Source organism: Streptomyces sp. NPDC046122 (assembly GCF_056429965.1).
Genome location: NZ_JBWKLQ010000002.1, coordinates 444,924 through 466,567, shown reverse-complemented (window position 1 = coordinate 466,567; position 21,644 = coordinate 444,924). Strand labels below are relative to the sequence as shown.

Sequence of the window (21,644 nt, the reverse complement as noted above, 5' to 3'; positions counted from 1 at the left end):
GGACGCGGGGCGCGCGCAGTCGCGCATCGCCCGGGGCATCGGAGCACAACCGGAGCGCACTCGGAGAGAAATGGTCGCGAGGCGGACAGGATTTGGCCAGAATCGGTCAGTTACTCACGCGGTGACGCGGTGACGCGGTGACGCGGTGACGCGGTGACGCGGTGACGGGGTGGCGGGGTGACGCGGTGACGGCCGTGCTGACGAGGCGGCCTGGTCACTTGCTCGCCCACCCGCCCACTCGCTCCACGAGGCATCGGGGACTCGCCCGCCCCGCCACCGGACGTCCGGCCGGGATCAGCGCAACGCCGCCCGCAGCGCGTCGTCGATGCGCGGGAACGCGAACGAGAAGCCCGACTCCTCCAACTGCCGCGGCAGCACCCGCTGACTGACCAGGACGTCCGAGGAGAACTCGCCCAGCGCCAGCCGCAGCGCCGACGCGGGGACGGTGAAGAGTGTGGGCCGCTTCAGCACCCGCCCCATCGCCTCGGTGATCTCACGGTTCGTCACCGGCCCCGGGGCCGTGAGGTTCACCGGCCCCGAGAGCGACTCGGTGTCGATCAGATGGCGCAGCGCCGCGACCTGATCGTGCATCGCGATGTAGCTCTGGTACTGGCGGCCGGACCCCAGCCGCCCGCCGAGCCCCGCCTTGAAGAGCGGGAACAGCCTCGCCCACGCCCCGCCCTCGCGTGCCACCACGAGTCCGGTACGGGCGAACACCGTCCGCACCCCCGCCTCCTGCGCCGGAGCGGCGGCCTCCTCCCAGTCCACGCACACGGACGGCAGGAAGCCCTCGCCGGGCGGTGCCTCCTCGTCCACCGCGCGGTCGCCCGTGTCGCCGTAGAACCCGATCGCCGAACCGCACACGAGCACGCTCGGCGGCGTGTCCAGGGAAGCGACGGCCTCCGCGATCGCGGCCGTGCCGAGGACCCTGCTCTCGCGGATCTCCCTCTTGTACGAGTCGGTCCAGCGGTGGTCACCGACGCCCGCCCCCGCGAGGTGGACGACGGCCTCGCACCCGGCCAGCCCGTCGGCGTCGACGTAACTCCGCTTGGGGTCCCACGTCACCTCTTCCCGGCCGGCGGCCGGGCGCCTCACCAGCCGGCGCACCTCGTGTCCGTCCGCGCGCAGCGAGCGCACGAGCGCCGTACCGATAAGACCGGTCGAGCCGGTGACCGCGATCCGCATGCCGCCATCCTCCCCCGGATCCCCGCCCACCGGGACCGGATGGCACAGTGGCGGCCATGCCGGAGCCCACTGCCGCACACGTGATACGTCCCGCCACGGCGGCCGACGAGAAGGAACTGGCCGCGCTCGACCGGGAGACCTGGTCACCACTGCACTCCGTTCAGCCGAGACCGCAGCCGCCGTACGGCCCCTTCTTCGACGCGGCACACCTGCCCGAGCACTACCTGGTGGCCGAGCTGGACGGAGCGGTCGTCGGTTACCTCCGCACGATCGTCCCCACGCCGCTGCCCTGCAACGCGCACGTGCGGCAGATCCAGGGCCTGGCCGTGGCGGACCGCGCACGCGGGCGCGGCATCGGGCGGGCGCTGCTGCGCGCGGCCTGCGCGGCGGCGCGGCGCCAGGGGGCCCTGCGGATGACGCTGCGGGTCCTCGGCCACAACGCGCCGGCGCGGGCCCTCTACGAGGCCGAGGGATTCGTCGTCGAGGGCGTGCTGCCGGGCGAGTTCCACCTCCACGGAAGGTACGTCGACGACGTGCTGATGGGGCGGTCGCTGACGGGCGTGCGGCAGCCCCCTGGGCCATAGTGGGAGGGGTATGGAGACCTCCCCGACGCCGCCCGCCCCCACGACCCGCGCGATGAGCCGCGGGTCCTCGGCCCGATGAGTTCCGCGCGCGCCAGGGGCGCGGAGGAAGCGCCCGGCTGGCTCCGGGGCACACCCCAGCCGCGGTGGCTGAGGGCGCTGCCCGCGATCATCCTGGCCGTCCTGACCTTCGCCCAGATCATCACGCCGGAGACCCTCCAGCTCGGCTACTTCGTCGTCGCCGTCACCCCGGTGGCCGCCCTCGCCTACGGCCCGCTGAGCGTCGCGGTGCTCGGCGGCCTCACCCTCCTGACGCTGACCCTGCCGTACGGCCGCCGTATCTGGGACGTGGAGACGCCCGACCTGCTCGCGGTGGTCGTCGTCGTCGTGCTCAGCGTGGTCATCTCGGCGGTGCGCACCCGGCGCGAGCAGCAGCTGGTGACGGTCCGCACGGTGGCGGAGGCCGCCCAGCTCGCCGTCCTGCCGCCGCTTCCCTCCGCCGTGGGCCGGGTGCGGTGCGCGGGGCTGTACCGGTCCGCGCAGCGCGGCCTGCTGGTGGGTGGGGACCTCTACGACGTGCGCCAGGGCCCGTACGGCGTACGGGCCCTGGTGGCCGACGTCCAGGGCCACGGTCTGGAAGCCGTCGCCACGGTCGCCGCGCTGCTGGGGGCCTTCCGTGAGGCGGTGCTGGACGAGGAGGACCTGGCGCGGGTCGCCGCGCGGCTGGACCGGCGGCTGGTCGTCGACTCCGCCGCCGTCGAGCACGCGGAGCTCTTCGCCACGGCCGTGGTGCTGGAGTTCCCGCCCGACGAGGCCGTCCTGCGCGTGGTCAGCTGCGGACACCCGCCGCCCCTGCTGCTGCGGGGCGGGACGGCGCGCGAGATCACCGTGGACCCCGCGCCGCCGCTGGGCATCGGGCTGGCCGGAACGGTCCCGGTCGCGGTGGCCTCCGTGCCGCTGGAGCACGGCGACCGGGTCCTGGCGCACACGGACGGGGTGACGGAGGCGCGGGACGCCTCGGGCGCCTTCTACCCGCTGGCCCGGCGGCTGCCGGAGCTGGCCGCCGGCGTACCGGAGGACGACCTGATGGCCCTCAACGAGGCGGTGCGCAAGGATCTCGTGCGCTTCGCGGGCAAGGCGGAGAACGTGCAGGACGACGTCGCCCTGCTGGCGCTGGGGCACCTCGGCTGAGGCGTCGCGCGGCGAGACGCCGGGCCCCTGGCCGAGAAGCCCCGCGGGCTACTTCCCGAAACGTTCCCACAGCCGTGGACAGCGCTCGGCCAGGGCCGCCTCGTCCTCCAGGTCGAACGCCGAGCCCTCCGGCTCCGCCGCCTGCGACGGAACCCCCAGGTCCGGCGCTTCGACGCCGGTGAGCTGCTCGTACGCCTCGTCCGCCGCGTACCCCAGCTCCTCGCCGTCGCCGTCGATCTCGTCGTCGAAGTCGTCGAGGAGGTCGGCCAGGTTGTCCGGGTCGTGCAGCGCGCCCTCGAAGACCTCCCTGCCCTGGCCGATCAGCCAGCAGCGGAAGTAGTCGAACGCGCCGTCGCCCGCGCCGCCGAGCAGCACGGCCGCCGCGCCCCACAGATCCCAGCGGTACGCGCGGTTGTAGCGGGCCTCGAAGTGTCTGGCGAAGTCGAGCACGGAGTCGGGGTCGAGCTGGAGCAACGCGTCGACCAGCAGGTCGGCGTGCTCGTCGGGGTCACCCTCGGCGGCCTCGCGGGTGTGGTCGATGATCTCCCAGAATTCCGTCTCGTCCATCACGGGACAAGCATCGGGCCTGCCGCAGGCCCACGCACGCGCAGTACCCCGGATGCGGCTGTGTCGTTACCGTGCTGCGTCCGGGCGTGCGGCGTGACGCGGTATACCGGACAGAAGGTGTCGCCTTTGGGTGCCAGTGTGGTGCCCGTACGGCACGGAACCGTACGGAGCGGCACAACGGCATCCGAGGTGAAGGAGCAGCCATGGGCGAGCAGGACACGCCTCTCCGGGGCAGGATCGCGCTGGTGGCCGGGGCGACCAGGGGCGGCGGCCGGGCGATCGCCGTCCAGCTGGGGGCGGCCGGGGCCACGGTGTACGTCACGGGGCGCACCACCCGCGAGCACGTCAGCGAGGTCGGACGGCCCGGCGAGACCATCGAGCAGACGGCCGAGCTGGTGAACGAGGCGGGCGGCGAGGGCATCGCCGTACCGACCGATCACCTGGAAGAGGACCAGGTCAGGGCGCTCATCGAGCGGATCGACCGGGAGCACGGGCGCCTCGACGTCCTGGTCAACAGTCTGTGGGGCGGTGACCACCTGCTCGAATTCGGCAAGAAGATGTGGGACACGGACCTCGCGGTCGGCCTGCGGATGCTGGAGCTCGGCGTGAAGACCCACGCTGTCACCCTGGGCGTCGCGGTGCCCCTGCTGGTGCGCCACCCCGGTGGTCTCGTGGTGGAGATGACCGACGGGACGGACGCGTACAACCGCCCCCGCTTCCGGGAGAATTTCTACTACGACCTGGCCAAGACCGCGCCGATCCGGATGGCCTTCGGCCTCGCCCACGACCTGGCGGACGTCGGCTGCACGGCGGTGGCCGTCACCCCGGGCTTCCTGCGCTCCGAGGAGATGCTGGACGCCTTCGGCGTCACCGAGGAGAACTGGCGCGACGCGATTGCCGACGTCCCCGACTTCGTGATCGCCGAGTCGCCGGTCTACGTGGGCCGGGCGGTCGCGGCCCTCGCCGCCGACCCCGGCCGGGCGCGCTGGAACGGGCAGTCGCTGTCCAGCGGGCAGCTCGCCCGGGTGTACGGCTTCACGGACACGGACGGCAGCCGGCCGGACGCCTGGCCGTACATCATGGAGGTCTCGCAGGGCGGCAAGGACGCCCCGGCGAGCGACTACCGCTAGAGCGCGCCGCCCGCTAGTCGTAGAGCCGTGCGGTACGGGCCGCCGCCTCCGCGAAGCGTTCGCGGAGGTCGGGCGGGCCCAGCACCTCCAGCTCGGGGCCCAGGGACAACAGCTGGCCGAAGGCGACTTCGTACGACTCGACCGGCAGGGTCACCGTGACGCGCCCCAGCTCGTCCGGCGGGCCGGCGGACGCCAGCGCCTCGGTCGCCGCCGCCCGGTCCACGGCGTACGGCAACTGCCGCGCGCCCCCCTCGGACAGCCGGACCGTCACCTCCGAGCGCAGGATCGAGCGGGCGAAGTCCGCCGCCCGTTCCTCCCAGAACTCCGGCAGCACGAAACTCTCGTCCCGCACGAAACGTTCCTCGGAGACGACCACGGCGGCGAAGCGGTCGATCCGGTACACCCGGAAGTCCTCGCCCGAGCGGGCGCACAGGTACCAGACCCCGGCCTTGAGCACGAGACCGTACGGCGCGAGGTCCCGCTCCACCTCGCGGTCGTGGCCGCGCCGGTAGCGGCCGGTGATCATCCGGTCGTCCCAGACGGCTTCCGCGATCGTCGGCAGCAGCTCGGGCGTCCTCGGCTCCTGGTACCAGCCGGGGGCGTCGAGGTGGAACCGCTGGGCGGCCGTGTCGGAGGCGTCGCGCAGTGACGGCAGCAGCGCCGCCGACACCTTCAGGCGCGCCGCCGACGCCGCGTCGTCCAGGCCCATCTCGCGCAGCGCGCCCGGCAGGCCCGACAGGAACAGCGCCTCGGCCTCACTGCGGGCGAGCCCGGTCAGCCGGGTGCGGTAACCGCCGATGAGCCGGTAGCCGCCGCTCCGGCCCCGGTCGGCGTACACCGGGACGCCCGCCTCGGAAAGGGCTTGCGCGTCCCGCGTGATGGTCCGCTCCGAGACCTCCAGTTCACGGGCCAGTTCACCGGCGGTCATCGAGGGGCGGGACTGGAGCAGAAGCACCATTTTGATGAGGCGGGCTGCGCGCATGGCGGCCATTGTGCCGGGTGGCGGGGGCGCGTGGGGGCGCTGAGCGGGGCTTTTTCCCGCCCCGCCCCTCTCCGTGCCCCGTCCCGCCGGCGAAAGCCGCAGGGGCCGGCCGGCGCCGAAGTGCGGCGCCCACCGGCCCCAGCGGCCGTCGTACGGGTTACAGCCCGTACCGCTCCCGGGCTTCCTTGACCGCCGAAGCCGGTACCTCGCCGCGGCGGGTGAGCTGGGCCAGGGCGGCGACCACGATCGACTGGGCGTCGACGCCGAAGTGGCGGCGGGCCGCCTCACGGGTGTCCGAGAGGCCGAAGCCGTCCGTGCCGAGCGAGGAGTAGTCCTGCTCGACCCACTGGCTGATCTGGTCGGGGACCTGGCGCATCCAGTCGCTCACCGCGAGGACCGGACCGGGCGCGCCCTCCAGCGCCTGCGTGACGTACGGCGTGCGCACTTCGCCACGCAGCAGCGCCTCGTCGCACTCCAGCGCGTCCCGGCGCAGCTCGCCCCACGAGGTGGCGGACCAGACGTCGGCCGCCACGCCCCAGTCGGCGGCGAGCAGTTCCTGCGCCTCCAGGGCCCAGTGGATCGCCGTGCCGGAGCCGAGCAGCTGGATGCGCGGGGTGTCGGCGGTGGCGTTCGCCGCCTCCTTGAAGCGGTAGAGGCCCTTGACGATGCCCTCCTCCACGCCTTCCGGCATGGCGGGCTGCGGCTTCGGCTCGTTGTAGACGGTCAGGTAGTAGAAGACGTCCTCGGCCTGGGGGCCGTACATCCGGCGCAGGCCGTCCTTGACGATGACCGCGATCTCGTACGCGAACGCCGGGTCGTAGTTGAGCGACGCCGGGTTCGTGGACGCGATCAGGTGCGAGTGGCCGTCCGCGTGCTGGAGGCCCTCGCCCGTCAGGGTCGTACGGCCCGCCGTCGCGCCCACGATGAAGCCCCGGCCGAGCTGGTCGCCGAGCTGCCACATCTGGTCGGCGGTGCGCTGCCAGCCGAACATCGAGTAGAAGATGTAGAAGGGGATCATCGGCTCGCCGTGCGTCGCGTACGACGAGGCGGCGGCGATGAAGTCGGCCATGGCGCCGGCCTCGGTGATGCCCTCGTTGAGGATCTGGCCGTTCTTGGCTTCCTTGTAGTACATGAGCTGGTCGCGGTCGACCGGCTCGTACGTCTGACCCAGCGGCGAGTAGATGCCGGCCGACGGGAACAGCGACTCCATGCCGAACGTGCGCGCCTCGTCGGGGACGATCGGCACCCAGCGCTTGCCGGTCTCCTTGTCCCGCATCAGCTCCTTGGCCAGGCGCACGAACGCCATGGTGGTGGCCATCTCCTGCTTGCCCGACCCCTTCAGCAGGGCGCTGAACGCGCGCTCGGACGGCTCGGGCAGGGAGACGGCGTGCACCCGGCGGGCCGGGGCGGGGCCGCCGAGCGCCGCGCGGCGCTCCTGGAGGTAGCGGACCTCGGGGGAGTCGGCTCCGGGGTGGCCGTACGGGACGAGGTCCTCGTCGAGCTTCGCGTCGGGGATCGGCAGCTCCAGCAGGTCCCGCATGGCGCGGAACTCCTTGCCGGAGAGCTTCTTCATCTGGTGGTTGGCGTTCTTCGACTCGAAGCCCGGGCCGAGCGTGTAGCCCTTCACGGTCTGCGCGAGGATCACCGTCGGCGCGCCCTTGAACTCCACGGCCGCCTTGTACGCCGCGTACACCTTGCGGGCCTCATGGCCGCCGCGGGAGGTGTGGAAGCACTCGGCGATCTTGGCGTCGGTCAGCAGCCTCCCGAGCTCGACGAGCGCGGGCTCGGAGCCGAAGAAGTGCTCGCGGATGTAGGCGACATCGCGGGTCGCGTACGTCTGGAACTGGGCGTCCGGCACCTCGCGCAGGCGGCGCAGCAGCGCGCCCTTCGTGTCGAGCTGGAACAGCTCGTCCCAGGCGGAGCCCCAGAGCGACTTGACGACGTTCCAGCCGGCGCCCCGGAACTGGCCCTCCAGCTCCTGCACGACACGGAAGTTGGCGCGGACCGGGCCGTCGAGGCGCTGGAGGTTGCAGTTGATGACGAAGGTCAGGTTGTCGAGCTGCTCGCGGGCGGCGAGCGCGAGGGCCGCGGTGGCCTCGGGCTCGTCCATCTCGCCGTCCCCGAGGAACGCCCAGACGTGGGAGTTCGAGGTGTCCTTGATGTCGCGGTTGGCGAGGTAGCGGTTGAAGCGCGCCTGGTAGATCGCGGAGAGCGGGCCGAGGCCCATCGACACGGTCGGGAACTCCCACAGCCAGGGCAGGCGGCGCGGGTGCGGGTACGAGGGCAGGCCGTCACCGCCGGACTCCTGGCGGAAGCGGTCGAGCTGCGCCTCGTTCAGGCGGCCGTCGAGGAAGGCGCGGGCGTAGATGCCGGGGGAGGCGTGGCCCTGGATGTAGAGCTGGTCGCCGGAGCCGTCCCCCTCCTTGCCGCGGAAGAAGTGGTTGAAGCCGGTCTCGTAGAGCCAGGCGGCCGAGGCGAAGGTGGCGATGTGGCCGCCGACGCCGAAGCGGGAGCCGCGCGTGACCATGGCGGCGGCGTTCCAGCGGTTCCAGGCGGTGATCCTGGCTTCCATCGCCTCGTCGCCGTCGAAGGCGGGCTCGGCGTGGGTCGGGATGGTGTTGACGTAGTCCGTCTCCAGCAGCTTCGGCAGCGCGATGCCGGCGCCCTCGGCGTGCTGGAGCGTGCGGCGCATCAGGTAGGCGGCCCGCTGGGGGCCGGCGGCCTTGGTGACGGCGTCGAGCGAGGCCGCCCATTCGGCGGTCTCCTCGGTGTCACGGTCCGGGAGCTGGTCGAGCTCGCTCGGAGAGATGCCTACGGGGTCGGTCATGATGGCCGCCTTCCGGACAGGAGGGGGGTGGAGAAAAGGGGGGCCTTGTCTGGCAGGACAGGGCGGTGGGTCGGTGGACCCGCCGACGACTGTAAGTCCCTGATCGATGATCGATCAAAGCCTGGAGGCGAAAAACTTCTCCGTACAACGAAATTGGCATTCCGTGCCGCGAAATGGGGCACCGGGTGCCGCGTCGTTACGCGGCATATGGGGTGGTGCGGGCGGTGCGGACGGCCCCCGCCCCGCCCGTAAGGATGGTGTCAGGCGCGCGGCGCGCAGCCGAGGACGTGGGCCTTCACCAGGGTGCCGATGTCCGGATCCCGGCGGCGGAAGGCCTGCACCAGAGCCTCGTGCTCTTCGGCGTACGACTTCTGGACCGTGCCCAGCCAGCGGATGGAGAGCGCGGTGAAGACCTCGATGCCCAGGCCCTCCCAGGTGTGCAGCAGGACGCTGTTGTCCGCCGCGCGCACCAGCTCCCGGTGGAAGGCGACCGTGTGGCGCACCTGCGCCGTTCCGTCCGCGGTGCGGTCCGCCTCGTACAGGGCCGTCACATGGGGCTCCAGCGCCGAGCAGTCGTCCGCCAGGGTGGACGCCGCCAGCTCGGCCGCGATCTGCTCCAGGCCGGCCCGTACCGGATAGCTCTCCTCCAGGTCGGCCGCCGTGAGGTTCCGGACCCGTACGCCCTTGTTGGGCGCGGACTCGATCAGCCGCAGCGACTCCAGCTCCCGCAGGGCCTCGCGTACGGGCGTCTGGCTGACCTCCAGCTCGGTCGCGATCCGGCGCTCCACGATCCGCTCACCCGGCTTCCAGCGCCCGCTGACGATCCCCTCCACGATGTGCTCGCGGATCTGCTCGCGCAGCGAGTGGACGACGGGCGGGGTCATGAAGCGCTCCTTCAAGCCGTGTGCGGTCTCTAGACCATACGGCGGCGCCCCCGTCCGGATAACTCCGGACGGGGGCGCGGACGCTGGTGAGACGAGCGTTACAGGCCGAGCTCGACCTCGAACTCGCCGGCCTCCAGGATCGCCTTGACGGCCGTCAGGTAACGGGCCGCGTCGGCGCCGTCGACCAGGCGGTGGTCGTAGGAGAGAGCCAGGTAGGTCATGTCACGGATCGCGATGGTCTCGCCGAGGTCCGGGTGGTTGATGACCACCGGGCGCTTGACGGTGGCGCCGATGCCCAGGATGGCGACCTGGTTCGGCGGCACGATGACCGTGTCGAACAGCGCACCGCGCGAACCGGTGTTGCTGATCGTGAACGTCGCGCCGGACATCTCGTCCGGGCTGATCTTGCCGGAGCGGGCCTTGGCGGCCAGCTCGGCGGTCTTCTTGGAGATGCCGGCGAGGTTGAGGTCGCCCGCTCCCTTGATGACCGGGGTCATCAGACCCTTCTCGGCGTCCACCGCGATACCGATGTTCTCGGTGTCGAAGTAGGTGATCGTGCCCTCGTCCTCGTTGATCCGGGCGTTGACGACCGGGTACGCCTTCAGCGCCTGGGCCGCGGCCTTGACGAAGAACGGCATCGGGGACAGCTTGACGCCCTCGCGGGCGGCGAACGCGTCCTTCGCCTTGTTGCGCAGCTTCATCAGCTTCGTGATGTCGACCTCGACGACCGAGGTCAGCTGGGCCTGCGTGTGCAGGGCCTTCATCATGTTGTCGCCGATGACCTTGCGCATGCGCGTCATCTTGACCGTCTGACCGCGCAGCGGGGACGCTTCGAGGGACGGAGCCTTCGAAGCGGCCGCGGGGGCGGCGGCCGGAGCCGGGGCGGCGGCAGCGGCCTTGGCGGCCTCCGCGGCCGCCACGACGTCCTGCTTGCGGATACGGCCACCGACGCCGGTGCCCTTGACCGAGCCCAGGTCGACACTGTTCTCGGCGGCGAGCTTACGGACCAGCGGGGTCACGTACGCACCGTCCGCGTCGCCCGTGGAGGGGGCGGCGGGGGCGGGAGCGGCCGGAGCGGCGGCGGCCGGAGCCGGAGCCGCGGGAGCCGGAGCGGGGGCGGCCGGAGCGGGCTGGGCCGGAGCCGGAGCCTGTACGGCGGCCTCGGCCGGAGCCGGAGCCGGAGCCGGAGCCGGTGCGGGGGCGGCGGCGGGCTCGGGAGCCGGAGCGGCGGCGGGGGCCGGGGCCTCCTGGGCCGGGGCGGCGGCCTGGGCCGCGCCCTTGTCACCGATGACGGCGAGCTTCGCGCCGACCTCGGCGGTCTCGTCCTCGCCGACGAGGATCTCCAGCAGCGTGCCGGCGGCCGGGGAGGGGATCTCGGTGTCGACCTTGTCGGTCGAGACCTCGAGCAGCGGCTCGTCCTCCGCGACCTCCTCGCCGACCTCCTTCAGCCAGCGGGTGACGGTGCCCTCGGTGACCGACTCGCCCAGCGCGGGCAGTACGACGTCAGTACCGGAGGCGCCGCCGGCCGGGGCGGCGGGGGCCTCGGCGGCCGGGGCCGGCGCGGCCTCGGCCTGCGGCTGGGCGGCGGCCGGGGCCGGAGCCTCGGCGGCGGGCGCCTCGGCAGGGGCCTCGGCGGCAGCCGGGGCGGACTCGGCGGCGGGCGCCCCCGTGCCGTCGTCGATGACGGCCAGCTCGGCGCCGACCTCCACCGTCTCGTCCTCGGCGACCTTGATGGACGCGAGGATGCCGGCGGCGGGGGCCGGGATCTCGGTGTCGACCTTGTCGGTCGAGACCTCGAGCAGCGGCTCGTCGGCCTCGACGCGCTCGCCCTCGGCCTTGAGCCAACGGGTGACAGTGCCCTCGGTGACGCTCTCGCCGAGCGCCGGAAGGGTTACGGAAACCGGCATGGTTTCTGTTGCTCCTTACGAATTGCGGAAGTGGTCGTCGCGCCCGGACTGGATCAGTCGTGGGAGTGCAGAGGCTTGCCCGCGAGGGCCAGGTGGGCTTCGCCCATCGCCTCGTTCTGCGTCGGGTGGGCGTGGATGAGCTGCGCGACCTCGGCCGGCAGGGCCTCCCAGTTGTAGATCAGCTGAGCCTCGCCGACCTGCTCGCCCATACGGTCACCGACCATGTGGACGCCGACCACGGCACCGTCCTTGACCTGGACGAGCTTGATCTCGCCCGCGGTCTTCAGGATCTTGCTCTTGCCGTTGCCCGCGAGGTTGTACTTCAGAGCGACGACCTTGTCCGCTCCGTAGATCTCCTTGGCCTTGGCCTCGGTGATGCCGACGGAAGCGACCTCGGGGTGGCAGTACGTGACGCGCGGCACACCGTCGTAGTCGACCGGGACGGTCTTCAGACCGGCCAGGCGCTCCGCGACCAGCATGCCCTCGGCGAAGCCGACGTGCGCGAGCTGGAGGGTGGGGACGAGGTCGCCGACAGCCGAGATGGTGGGCACGTTGGTCTGCATGTACTCGTCGACGAGGACGTAGCCGCGGTCCATCGCGACGCCCTGCTCCTCGTAACCGAGCCCCTGCGACACCGGGCCGCGGCCGATCGCGACGAGCAGCAGCTCGGCCTCGAACTCCTTGCCGTTGGCCAGGGTGACCTTGACGCCGTCGGCGGTGTACTCGGCCTTCTCGAAGAAGGCGCCGAGCGAGAAGTTGATGCCGCGCTTGCGGAACGCGCGCTCCAGCAGCTTCGAGCTGTTCTCGTCCTCGACCGGAACGAGGTGCTTCAGGCCCTCGACGATGGTGACGTCGGTGCCGAAGGACTTCCACGCGGACGCGAACTCGACGCCGATGACGCCGCCGCCCAGCACGATCGCGGACTTCGGGACGCGGTCCAGCGTCAGCGCGTGGTCCGAGGAGATGATGCGGTTGCCGTCGATCTCCAGGCCCGGCAGCGACTTCGGCACGGAGCCGGTCGCCAGCAGGACGTGGCGGCCCTGGATGCGCTGGCCGTTGACGTCGACGGAGGTCGGGGAGGAGAGCTTGCCCTCGCCCTCGATGTACGTCACCTTGCGCGAGGCGAACAGGCCCTGCAGACCCTTGTACAGGCCGGCGATGACGTCGTCCTTGTACTTGTGGACGCCCGCCATGTCGACGCCGTCGAAGGTCGCCTTGATGCCGAACTGCTCGGACTCGCGCGCCTGGTCGGCGATCTCGCCCGCGTGGAGCAGAGCCTTCGTCGGGATGCAGCCGTTGTGCAGGCAGGTGCCGCCGAGCTTGTTCTTCTCGATCAGGGCGACGTCCAGGCCCAGCTGCGCTCCGCGCAGTGCCGCGGCGTAACCGCCGCTGCCACCGCCGAGGATCACTAGGTCGAAAACGGTGCTGGCGTCGTTCGCCACGTCACGTCCTCCATGCATGTGCGCCGGTCGCCGGTCATCGACCGGGCGGCGGCTGGTGTTCGGCCGCTTTTATTCGGCCCTGTGGTGGGGGCCCTGTCCTGCCGAGAACCCATCTTCGCACTTGTTGACGGACGGCGGGACGTGGGGCCGGGGTCCGAGACGGACGCGGGACCGCCCGTCTCGGGTTACTGGGGTGTACGGGTGTGCGGATTTCGTTGAAGGCGAAATCGGACGTACGTATTCCTGCGTACGTCCGGTCGCGCGTGCGGCCCCGGACGCGAGCCCGGGACCGTACGACCGTACCTACGGCGAGAGCGCGAGGATCAGCCGAGGTCGCCGGCGGCGGTGCGCTCCGCGAGCGACACCAGGGTGCGGATCGCGGAGCCGGTGCCGCCCTTGGGGGTGTAGCCGAACGGGCCGCCGTCGTTGTAGGCGGGACCCGCGATGTCCAGGTGAGCCCAGACGATGTCCTCGCCGACGAACTCCTGGAGGAACAGACCGGCGACCAGGCCGCCGCCCATCCGCTCACCCATGTTGGCGATGTCGGCCGTCGCGGACTCCATGCCCTTGCGGAGCTCGACCGGCATCGGCATCGGCCAGGACTGCTCGCCGGCCTCCTCCGCGATCTCGTGGACGGCGGTGCGGAAGGACTCGTCGTTGGCCATGATGCCGAAGGTGCGGTTGCCCAGAGCCAGCACCATCGCGCCGGTCAGCGTCGCCACGTCGACGATCGCGTCCGGGCGCTCCTCGGAGGCGCGGGTCAGCGCGTCGGCCAGGACCAGGCGGCCCTCGGCGTCGGTGTTGAGCACCTCGACGGTCTTGCCGCTGTACATGCGCAGCACGTCGCCGGGGCGGGTGGCGGTGCCGGACGGCATGTTCTCGGCCAGCGCCAGCCAGCCGGTGACGTTCACCCGCAGGCCGAGGCGGGCGGCGGTGATGACGGCGGCGAACACGGCGGCGGCGCCCGCCATGTCGCACTTCATCGTCTCGTTGTGGCCCGCCGGCTTCAGCGAGATGCCGCCCGAGTCGTAGGTGATGCCCTTGCCGACGAAGGCCAGGGTCTTCTCCGCCTTGGGGTGCATGTACGCGAGCTTCACCAGGCGCGGGCCGTGCTCGGAGCCCTGACCGACGCCCAGGAGGCCGCCGTAGCCGCCCTTGGCGAGCGACTTCTCGTCGAGCACCTGGACCTTGAGGCCGTGCTCCTTGCCGGCGGCGGCGGCCACGGCGGCGAAGGACTCGGGGTACAGGTCGTTCGGCGGGGTGTTGACCAGGTCGCGGGCGCGGTTGATCTCCTCGGTCAGCGCCAGCGCGCGTTCCGCGGCGGCCTTGAACGCCTTGTCGCGCGGCTTGCCGCCGAGCACGACGACCTCGGCGAGCGGCTGCTTCGCGCCCTTGCCCGCGGACTTCTCGCCCTTGCCGTCCCTCTCGCCGCCCTGGTAGGCGGTGAAGGCGTACGCGCCGAGCAGGGCGCCCTCCGCGACGGCGGCGGCGTCCTCGACGGCCTCGACGGGCAGCGCGAAGCCGGCCTTCTTGACGCCGGTCAGCGCGCGGGCGGCGACGCCGGCCGCGCGGCGCAGCGCCTCGGCGCTGTACGCGTCGTCCTTCTCCAGTGCCGCGCCGAGGCCGACGGCCAGCACGAGCGGCGACTTGAAGCCCGAGGGCGCGGGCAGCTTGGTGACCTCGCCCTCGCCGCCTGTGGCGCCCAGGGTCTGCAGGACGGAGGCGAGCTTTCCGTCGAACGCCTTGTCCACGGCCTCGGCGCCGGGTGCCACGACCAGGTCCCCGGACTTCGGTCCGGCGCCCTTCGCCACACCGACGACGATGGCGTCGGCGCGCAGCGCGGCCGCGCCGGAAGTGCTGAGAGTGAGAGCAGTCACGGTGGTGAAATCTCGCTTCCGTTGAGTTCTTCGGCCGATGGGGTGGGGTCGGCCGTGCCCGGCGCCTGTGTCCTGGTGGCCCGGTGGCCAGGCGGCCCGGCCGGACGAGCGCCAAGGCCGAGCCTACGCGCGGTTGCGCCGTTCGATCACAGCAGCGAGCAGTTCACTCATCAGAGGTGTCCTTGTGAGGTTTGTGATGCGGGCGATGAGGTCTCCGTCACACTCGTGGCGATCCGGCAAGTGACCGTTCCTTGCTTGGCGAGATGTGCACACATCGCCCGCCGATTCCTCGTGCGCGGCGACCGGCCAGGGGGAGGGTGCGCCATGGCGTACAAGAGGCGTATGGGCAGAACCGGAGCGGCTCTGCTGGTGGGCGGCCTGCTCGCCGTGACGGCGCCGCCGACCGGCGCGGGGGCGGCCACCGTGCCGCGCGTGGACCTGCGGGTGCTGGTCGTCGACGACGGCGGCGACGCGGTGGACGCGGTCGAGTCGGAGCTGCGCGGCACCGGCGTCCCGTACACCGTCGTACGGCTCGGCCAGCCGGGGCGGCCGGTGATCGACGCGGCCTTCCTCGCCGACACGGTGGACGGCCGGCCGCGCGCCAAGTACCAGGGGGTCGTGCTGCCCGCCGCGGACCCGTTCGGCGAGGGCTCCGCCGAGTCCGCGGCCCTCGCGGCCTACGAGAGGACCTACGGCGTCCCGCAGGTCGACGCGTACAGCTGGGCGCATCCCGGCGTCGGCCTCGACTACACCACCGACGGCGGGTACGCCGGGCCGCTCGACGGGGTGAAGGCGGCGGTCACCCCGGCGGGGAAGGCCGGCCCCTTCGGCTACCTGGACGGCGCCGTCGAGTTCGAGGACAACTCGCCCAGCGTCGGCGAGAGCTACGGGTACGCGGGCCGGCCCCGCGAGGGCTACACCAGCTACCTGGACATGCCGGTGGCCGGGGACGGCGGGCGGGCCAGCCTCGTCGGCGAGTACGCCCACGACGGACGCCGCGAGCTGGTCGTCACCTTCGCCTACAACCGGCACCAGCGGCAGTTCCGGCTGCTCGCCCGGGGCATCGTCGAATGGCTCACCCAGGGCGTCCACCTCGGGCAGAGCCGCAACTACTTCTCGGTGCACGTCGACGACGTCTTCGCGCCCGACAGCCGCTGGGACACCGAGCTCAACTGCACCCCCGGCGACTTCGACTGCGGCAACGGCGAGGGCGAGGGCACCGCGCCGATCCGGATGACCGCGGCGGACGCGCGGTACGCCGCCGAGTGGCAGCAGAGGGCCGGATTCACCCTCGACATGGTCTACAACGCGGGCTCCGGCGAGGCGTGGAAAACCGCGAACGGCGGCAGCGACCCCCTCACCGCGCAGCTGCTGGCCGACCGGGCGAAGTACCGCTGGGTGAACCACACGTACACGCACCCCTTCCTCGGCTGCGTGCAGGACACCTCGACCGTGCCCTGGCGGTGCGCGAAGAACGCGGCGGGCAGCACGCTGTGGATGAGCCGCGCCGAGATCACCGCCCAGATCCGGAACAACCACGCCTGGGCGGCGAACAAGGGCATCGCCGTCGACCGGGCCGAGCTGGTCACCGGGGAGCACTCGGGGCTGAAGACGCTGCCGCAGCAGCCGGTGGACAACCCCAACCTGGCGGGCGCGTTCGCCGACAGCGGCGTGAAGTGGGTGGCGAGCGACAACTCGCGCGAACCGTCGCAGCGGGCCGTGGGCAACGCGCTCACCGTGCCGCGCCACCCGATGAACGTGTACTACAACGTCGGCACCGCCGCCGAGATGACCGACGAGTACAACTGGGTCTACACCAGCAGGGCCGACGGCGGCAGCGGCGTCTGCGAGACCAATCCCGGCTCGACGTGCCTCGACCGGCCGCTCGACCCGGCGACCGGCTACGCGACGCACATCGCGCCGCAGGAGGCGCGCACGGCGCTGGGCCACGTCATCGCCAACGACCCGCGCCCGCACTACGTCCACCAGTCCAACATGGCCGAGGAGCGGATCCTCTACCCCGTCCTGGACCGCGTGCTCGGCGACTACCGCGCCCTCTTCGCCGACAACACCCCGGTCGTCAACCCGCGCCACCGGGAAGCCGGCCAGGAACTCTCCCGCCGCGCCGCGTGGGACAAGGCGCTCGCGGACGGCAGGGTCACGGCGTACCGCATCGGCGCGACCGTCACGGTCAAGGCGCCCGCGGGGGTCGTGGCGCCGGTCACCGTCCCCGAGGGCACACGCAAGCAACTGCTCGTCGGCACCGGCGTGTTCGGGGCGGCGTACGCGGGACAGCGCTCGGCCTGGACGGCGCCCGAATCGCTCCAGCAGGCGGTCACGCTCCGGCTCCCGGCCTGACCGGTCCGCCCCGCCCGGCCGCCCGGCCCGACCACCGGGCGGCCCACTCGCCTGCCCGCCACCCGGGCGGCTCCATCCGCCTGCCCGGCCCCGCCGAGCTGCCCGACCAGCAGCACCGGCGCCGCACCCGTCCTGGGGGGACACGACCATGAGCCGCGGGCTCCACGTCAGCATGCTCACCGAAGGCACCTATCCGCACGTCCAGGGCGGCGTCAGCACCTGGTGCGACCAGCTCGTACGGGGGATGCCCGACGTCGGCTTCCACATCGTCTCGCTCACCGGCAGCGGTCGCGAACCCGTCACCTGGGAGCTGCCGCCCAACGTGCGCCGGCACACGGCCGTCCCGCTGTGGGGAGGGGACCCGCGAGGCGGGCGACGCACCCCGCGCCCCCTCATCGGCCGCGCGCGCCACCGCTTCCTCGGCTCGTACGAGCGCTTCCTGCTCGCCGTGCTCGACCCGGAGGCGGGCTGCGACTTCGGCCATGAGCTGTACGCCCTCGCCGCGCTCTCCCGCCAGGGCCGGCTGACCCGCGCGCTGCGCTCGGAGGCGGCCCTGCGGACCCTCACCAGGGTGTGGACCATGCGGCACCTGGAGACGGCCCGCGCCGGACCGACGCTGCACGACGCGCTCACCGCGAGCGACCTGCTGGAGCACCTGCTCCGCCCGCTGGCCACCCGCATCCCGGCGGGCAGCGTCGCGCACGCCGTCAGCAGCGGCCTCGCCACCCTGCCCGCGCTCACCGCCAAGCACTTCGACGGGGCGCCCTTCCTGCTCACCGAGCACGGCATCTACCTGCGCGAGCGCTACCTCGGGCAGCGCACGGCCGGCGAGCGCTGGCCGGTCAAGGCGCTGCTGCTCGGCTTCTACCGCGCGCTGAACTCGCTCGGCTACCGGGAGGCCGACCTGATCACGCCCTGCAACCAGTACAACCGCCGGTGGGAGGAGCGCGGCGGCGCGCCCGCCGACCGCATCCGCACCGTCTACAACGGCGTCGACCCGCACCTCTTCCCGTACGCCGGTCCCGAGCCGGACGTCCCCACCCTCAGCTGGGCCGGCCGCATCGACCCCATCAAGGACCTGGAGACGCTCGTACGGGCCTACGCACTCGCCCGCGCCCGGATCCCGCGCCTGCGGCTGCGGCTGTTCGGCGGAGTGCCGGAGGGCGGCGAGGCGTACCGCACCCGGCTGGAGAAACTGGCGGCGGAGCTCGGGGTCACCGACGGCGTCACCTTCGAGGGGCGCGTGTCCGACGTGGCGCGCGCCTACGGGGCGGGGCACATCGTGATGCTCTCCAGCATCAGCGAGGGCTTCCCCTTCAGCATCCTCGAAGCGATGTCGTGCGGCCGGACGACGGTCTCGACGGACGTCGGAGGCGTACGGGAGGCCGTGGGCGACACCGGGATCGTGGTGCCGCCGCGCGAACCCGGGACGATGGCGCGGGCGGTGCTCGACCTGATGGCCGACGACGCCCGGCGGACCGAACTGGGGCGGCTCGCGCGGCAGCGCGTCGTCGACCTGTTCACCCTGCGCCGGTCGGTCGAGGGCTTCCGCCGGATCTACCACGAACTGGACGGCCTGCCGGACGCGTCGGGCCTGCTCGCCGTACCGCCCACGACGGCCGTTCCCCCCGCCGGGCCCTCCCTCGGGACGTCCGCAGGGCCTGCCGCCGCGGCGCCCGCCGACTGGGCGGCCGAACCCGGCGACGCCTGGTGGAACGATCTGTCGAAGCACGGGGCGGCGTGATGAGCGGCCCCGGGACCGACGCGGGCGGCGTCGGCGTGCGGCCCGAGGCGCCGCCGCACGTACCCGGCCAGCGGCCCAGCTGGGCGGCCGACCCCCTGGACGGACTGGCCGCCCGCCTGGGGGAGTCGGCGGCGGTCGCCGTGCACCCCGACGAGATCGCGGCGGTCCTGGAGGCCGACGGGATGACGGACGACCACATCCGTCTCACCTACGGCCGCGAGAACTCGTTCGCCCTGGCCGAGGACCTGTTCGCCCGGGTGCCCCGCGCCTACCCGCGACCGGCGGCGGCCCCGGTCGCGGCGGGGCCCTGGGACATGAGCCTCGCCGGATGCCTGCTGCGCGGGCTGGTGTTCGCGCTGCCGGGGCTCGCGTACGTGCTGGGCGCGCCGTTCCTTGCGGCCCCGCCGGGCGCCGGGCGCGGCCTGCCCGCCGGGACGGACGTCCTGCTCGTGGGAACGCTCGTCGGCTGGGCGTGGAACCAGGCGCTGGCCCACCGCGCGTACACCCGGCTCGGCACGGGCGAGCGCCGGTCGGCGGCCCGCACCCTGGCGGCCGGGGCCCCGGCGGGCGCCCTGCTGGGCACGGCGGCCGCGCTCGCCGTCGCGGGGCCGGGTGACGCCGGGGCGGCGGCGTTCGCCACGGCCCAGGCGCTGTACCAGGGCGCGGCGACGGCGCTGCTCGTGCTGGGCCGCGAGCGGCTGCTGCTGTACGCGCTGGCCCCGCTGACGGCGGGCGCCGCCCTGACGTTCGCGTACGACGTCCCGGCCGCGGGGAGGGCGGCGCTCCTGACGGCCTCGGGGGCGGCGGTGCTGACGGCGGCGGTCCGCGAAGTGCGGCGCGCCGGTTCGCCGTTCATGTCACGACGCGGGCTCCCGGCCGCCGGCGCGTCGCACCCGCCGCCCGGGCCCTCGCTGCTCCGCTCCGTGCCGTACGCCGTCTTCGGCCTCGCCACCGGAACGCTCGTCCTGCACGCCGTGCTCCGCAACACGCTCGCCGGGGACGCCGGCTCCGGTGTCGTCGCCGCCCCCGGCGCCGTCGCGCTGACGCTCAGCATGGGGCCCGCCGAGTGGCTCCTGTACCGGTTCCGGCGCGGGTGCGACGCGGCGCTGCGGGGGAGCACCACCGCACGGTCGTTCCGGCGCGCCGCGACCCTCGTCCTCGGCCGGTGCCTGGGGACCTACCTCGCCGTCCTGTTCGCCCTGCTCGCCGCGACGACCCTGCTGTGGCTAGGCGCGCCGGTGCCCGACACGGCCCGCGCGACCGGACTGCTGCTCACCGGCGTGACGCTGTGGACGGGGCTGCTGCTCCAGGCGTTCGGGGCGGTGACCGCCGCGGCGACCGTCTGCGGTGCGGCCGCACTCCTCCAGACGGCGGCCCTGTTCGCGGACCCGCCCGTGCCCGGACTCGCCGCGCTCGCCGTCCCTGTGGCCGCGGCGGCGCTGCTGACCGCACTGGTCTGCGTACGCCTCGGTCGTGCCACGGCCCATCGTCCCGGAGAATGAACGGGTGAAGAATCTGCTCGTGCCGTTCTACGAGCACCCCGCCGAACGCCCGGACGCCTGGGAGACCGTGATCCGCGCGGCCTCCCGCCTGTACGGCGTTGTGCTCAACCCGGCCGACGGCCCCGGCGAAGCGCCCGATCCCGCCTTCGCCGCCGTGTCCGCGCGCCTGCGCGCGGCGGGCGTACGCGTCCTCGGGTACACCGACACCGACTACGCGCGCCGCCCGCACACCGCCGTCGCCGGGGACCTGCTCCGCCACCGCGACTGGTACGGCGCGGACGGCGCGTTCCTCGACCAGGCGGCGGCCGGACCGCGGGCGCTGCCCCACTACCGCGGGCTGGCCGCCGCCGCGCGCGCGGCCGGCGCGGCCACCGTCGTCCTCAACCACGGCGTCCGCCCCGACCCCGGCTACCTCGAACTCGCCGACCTCCTCGTCACGTTCGAGGGCACCTGGGCGACGTACCGCCGGAGCCCGGACGCCCGCGTCCCGGCGGCGGCTCCGCACGACCGCGAGCGCGTGTGCCACCTCGTGTACGCCGCGCCGCCCGCCGCCGCGTTCAGCGCCGCCGTCGGCTGCGTCGTACCGGGCGAAGCGCCGCACCCCTGGGGGACGCTGCCGCACGCCCTGGAGGCCGCCAGGTGAGACTGCGCGCCGTCCTCCTCCTGCTTCCGCTGGTGCTGCTCGCCGGCTGCACGGGCGGCGGGTCTCCCCCGCCCGACGACCGCGGGGCGCGGAGCGCCCGCTGGCGGCCGGAGCCCGGTGTCGCCTGGCAGTGGCAGCTCAGCGGCGCACTCGACCCCACCGTCGACGTACCGGTGTACGACATCGACGGCTTCGACCACCCCGCCTCCGCCGTCGCCGACCTGCACCGCCGTGGCCGGAAGGTCATCTGCTACCTCTCGACGGGCGCGTGGGAGGAGTTCCGGCCGGACGCCGACGCGTTCCCGCAGGCCGTTCTGGGGCGGGGCAACGGCTGGAAGGGCGAGCGCTGGCTCGACATCCGCCGTACCGACGTCCTGGAGCCGCTGATGGCCCGCCGCATGGACATCTGCCGCGACAAGGGCTTCGACGCGGTCGAGCCCGACAACATGGACGGCTACCGCAACCGCACCGGCTTTCCCCTCACCGCGGACGACCAGCTCCGCTACAACCGCCTGATCGCCCGCCTCGCCCACGACCGGGGCCTGGCCGTCGGCCTCAAGAACGATCTCGACCAGATCCCCGAGCTGGTGGACGACTTCGACTTCGCGGTCAACGAGCAGTGCGCCCAGTACGACGAGTGCGCGGAGCTGACGCCGTTCGTCCGGGCCGGCAAGGCGGTGTTCCACGTCGAGTACGAGCTGCCGACCAGCCGCTTCTGCCCCGGCTCGCGCGAGCTGAAGCTCAGCTCGATGCGGAAGAAGTACGACCTCGGGGTGTGGCGCGAGCCCTGCGACTGACCGGTTCCGCCAGCTGCCCGTCCACCG

General features: G+C 73.1%; 16 protein-coding genes. 8 read left to right on the top strand and 8 right to left on the bottom strand.

The genetic code is table 11. The features are described 5' to 3' along the window. Positions 1 to 294: 294 nt before the first annotated feature. Positions 295 to 1,185: a TIGR01777 family oxidoreductase gene (locus tag AC07FK_RS06955; protein WP_479103251.1), complete on the bottom strand. Its 891-nt coding sequence runs from the start codon at positions 1,183 to 1,185 to the stop codon at positions 295 to 297. A gap of 56 nt (positions 1,186 to 1,241) precedes the next feature. Here AC07FK_RS06955 and AC07FK_RS06950 point away from each other — a divergent pair, with 56 nt between their 5' ends. Together AC07FK_RS06950 and AC07FK_RS06945 are read left to right on the top strand one after the other, a co-directional pair. Then, on the top strand, positions 1,242 to 1,769 hold the full coding sequence (locus AC07FK_RS06950; RefSeq protein ID WP_479103249.1) for an N-acetyltransferase family protein: 528 nt from the start codon (positions 1,242 to 1,244) through the stop codon (positions 1,767 to 1,769). A gap of 75 nt (positions 1,770 to 1,844) precedes the next feature. After that, complete coding sequence (locus AC07FK_RS06945) at positions 1,845 to 2,957, top strand: PP2C family protein-serine/threonine phosphatase (RefSeq protein ID WP_479103247.1); 1,113 nt, start codon at positions 1,845 to 1,847, stop codon at positions 2,955 to 2,957. Between the two features lie 48 nt (positions 2,958 to 3,005). On the opposite strand, the gene AC07FK_RS06940 is transcribed toward AC07FK_RS06945, so the two are convergent. Next, positions 3,006 to 3,524: a DUF4240 domain-containing protein gene (locus AC07FK_RS06940; protein WP_479103246.1), complete on the bottom strand. Its 519-nt coding sequence runs from the start codon at positions 3,522 to 3,524 to the stop codon at positions 3,006 to 3,008. Positions 3,525 to 3,727: 203 nt separating this feature from the next. On the opposite strand from AC07FK_RS06940, the gene AC07FK_RS06935 reads away from it, so the two are divergent. After that, on the top strand, positions 3,728 to 4,654 hold the full coding sequence (locus tag AC07FK_RS06935; protein WP_479103245.1) for an SDR family oxidoreductase: 927 nt from the start codon (positions 3,728 to 3,730) through the stop codon (positions 4,652 to 4,654). Between the two features lie 13 nt (positions 4,655 to 4,667). Here AC07FK_RS06935 and AC07FK_RS06930 read toward each other — a convergent pair whose 3' ends face one another. From AC07FK_RS06930 to AC07FK_RS06905, 6 genes are all read right to left on the bottom strand, one after another. Further along, on the bottom strand, positions 4,668 to 5,636 hold the full coding sequence (locus tag AC07FK_RS06930) for a helix-turn-helix transcriptional regulator (protein WP_479103243.1): 969 nt from the start codon (positions 5,634 to 5,636) through the stop codon (positions 4,668 to 4,670). 157 nt (positions 5,637 to 5,793) lie between these two features. Beyond that, positions 5,794 to 8,463: a pyruvate dehydrogenase (acetyl-transferring), homodimeric type gene (gene aceE, locus AC07FK_RS06925; RefSeq protein ID WP_479103241.1), complete on the bottom strand. Its 2,670-nt coding sequence runs from the start codon at positions 8,461 to 8,463 to the stop codon at positions 5,794 to 5,796. Positions 8,464 to 8,723: 260 nt separating this feature from the next. Then, positions 8,724 to 9,347 carry a GntR family transcriptional regulator gene (locus tag AC07FK_RS06920; RefSeq protein WP_479103240.1) on the bottom strand — a complete coding sequence of 208 codons (624 nt, stop codon included), beginning with the start codon at positions 9,345 to 9,347 and terminating at the stop codon, positions 8,724 to 8,726. 98 nt (positions 9,348 to 9,445) lie between these two features. After that, positions 9,446 to 11,254, bottom strand: a complete 1,809-nt coding sequence (gene sucB / locus AC07FK_RS06915; RefSeq protein ID WP_479103239.1) for a 2-oxoglutarate dehydrogenase, E2 component, dihydrolipoamide succinyltransferase — start codon at positions 11,252 to 11,254, stop codon at positions 9,446 to 9,448. 53 nt (positions 11,255 to 11,307) lie between these two features. Continuing rightward, positions 11,308 to 12,696, bottom strand: a complete 1,389-nt coding sequence (gene lpdA, locus AC07FK_RS06910) for a dihydrolipoyl dehydrogenase (protein WP_479103238.1) — start codon at positions 12,694 to 12,696, stop codon at positions 11,308 to 11,310. Between the two features lie 323 nt (positions 12,697 to 13,019). Further along, a complete protein-coding gene (locus AC07FK_RS06905; RefSeq protein WP_479103236.1) occupies positions 13,020 to 14,573 on the bottom strand; it encodes a leucyl aminopeptidase in 1,554 nt (517 codons plus the stop codon). 342 nt (positions 14,574 to 14,915) lie between these two features. Here AC07FK_RS06905 and AC07FK_RS06900 point away from each other — a divergent pair, with 342 nt between their 5' ends. The 5 genes from AC07FK_RS06900 to AC07FK_RS06880 all read left to right on the top strand — a co-directional run bounded on the left by AC07FK_RS06900 (position 14,916) and on the right by AC07FK_RS06880 (position 21,617). Next, positions 14,916 to 16,931 (top strand): hypothetical protein, encoded by a 2,016-nt coding sequence (locus AC07FK_RS06900; protein ID WP_479103234.1) that lies wholly within the window; start codon positions 14,916 to 14,918, stop codon positions 16,929 to 16,931. A 148-nt stretch (positions 16,932 to 17,079) separates the two neighbouring features. Continuing rightward, positions 17,080 to 18,675, top strand: coding sequence for a GT4 family glycosyltransferase PelF (gene pelF, locus AC07FK_RS06895; RefSeq protein ID WP_479103233.1), 1,596 nt, complete (start codon positions 17,080 to 17,082; stop codon positions 18,673 to 18,675). Beyond that, the gene (locus tag AC07FK_RS06890; protein WP_479103231.1) at positions 18,675 to 20,177 is read left to right on the top strand and encodes a hypothetical protein; all 1,503 of its coding nucleotides are present in this window, start codon (positions 18,675 to 18,677) and stop codon (positions 20,175 to 20,177) included. Before pelF ends, AC07FK_RS06890 begins: the two co-directional genes overlap by 1 nt. Before the next feature lie 4 nt (positions 20,178 to 20,181). Next, positions 20,182 to 20,820, top strand: a complete 639-nt coding sequence (locus tag AC07FK_RS06885; RefSeq protein ID WP_479103229.1) for a spherulation-specific family 4 protein — start codon at positions 20,182 to 20,184, stop codon at positions 20,818 to 20,820. After that, the gene (locus AC07FK_RS06880) at positions 20,817 to 21,617 is read left to right on the top strand and encodes an endo alpha-1,4 polygalactosaminidase (protein WP_479103228.1); all 801 of its coding nucleotides are present in this window, start codon (positions 20,817 to 20,819) and stop codon (positions 21,615 to 21,617) included. Before AC07FK_RS06885 ends, AC07FK_RS06880 begins: the two co-directional genes overlap by 4 nt. The last annotated feature ends 27 nt before the right edge of the window (positions 21,618 to 21,644 follow it).

Coding starts and splice junctions, on each gene's coding strand:
- AC07FK_RS06955 (WP_479103251.1), bottom strand. CDS start 1,185: ATGCGGATCGCGGTCACCGGCTCGACCGGTCTTATCGGTACGGCGCTC.
- AC07FK_RS06950 (WP_479103249.1), top strand. CDS start 1,242: ATGCCGGAGCCCACTGCCGCACACGTGATACGTCCCGCCACGGCGGCC.
- AC07FK_RS06945 (WP_479103247.1), top strand. CDS start 1,845: ATGAGTTCCGCGCGCGCCAGGGGCGCGGAGGAAGCGCCCGGCTGGCTC.
- AC07FK_RS06940 (WP_479103246.1), bottom strand. CDS start 3,524: ATGGACGAGACGGAATTCTGGGAGATCATCGACCACACCCGCGAGGCC.
- AC07FK_RS06935 (WP_479103245.1), top strand. CDS start 3,728: ATGGGCGAGCAGGACACGCCTCTCCGGGGCAGGATCGCGCTGGTGGCC.
- AC07FK_RS06930 (WP_479103243.1), bottom strand. CDS start 5,636: ATGCGCGCAGCCCGCCTCATCAAAATGGTGCTTCTGCTCCAGTCCCGC.
- aceE (WP_479103241.1), bottom strand. CDS start 8,463: ATGACCGACCCCGTAGGCATCTCTCCGAGCGAGCTCGACCAGCTCCCG.
- AC07FK_RS06920 (WP_479103240.1), bottom strand. CDS start 9,347: ATGACCCCGCCCGTCGTCCACTCGCTGCGCGAGCAGATCCGCGAGCAC.
- sucB (WP_479103239.1), bottom strand. CDS start 11,254: ATGCCGGTTTCCGTAACCCTTCCGGCGCTCGGCGAGAGCGTCACCGAG.
- AC07FK_RS06900 (WP_479103234.1), top strand. CDS start 14,916: ATGGGCAGAACCGGAGCGGCTCTGCTGGTGGGCGGCCTGCTCGCCGTG.
- pelF (WP_479103233.1), top strand. CDS start 17,080: ATGAGCCGCGGGCTCCACGTCAGCATGCTCACCGAAGGCACCTATCCG.
- AC07FK_RS06890 (WP_479103231.1), top strand. CDS start 18,675: ATGAGCGGCCCCGGGACCGACGCGGGCGGCGTCGGCGTGCGGCCCGAG.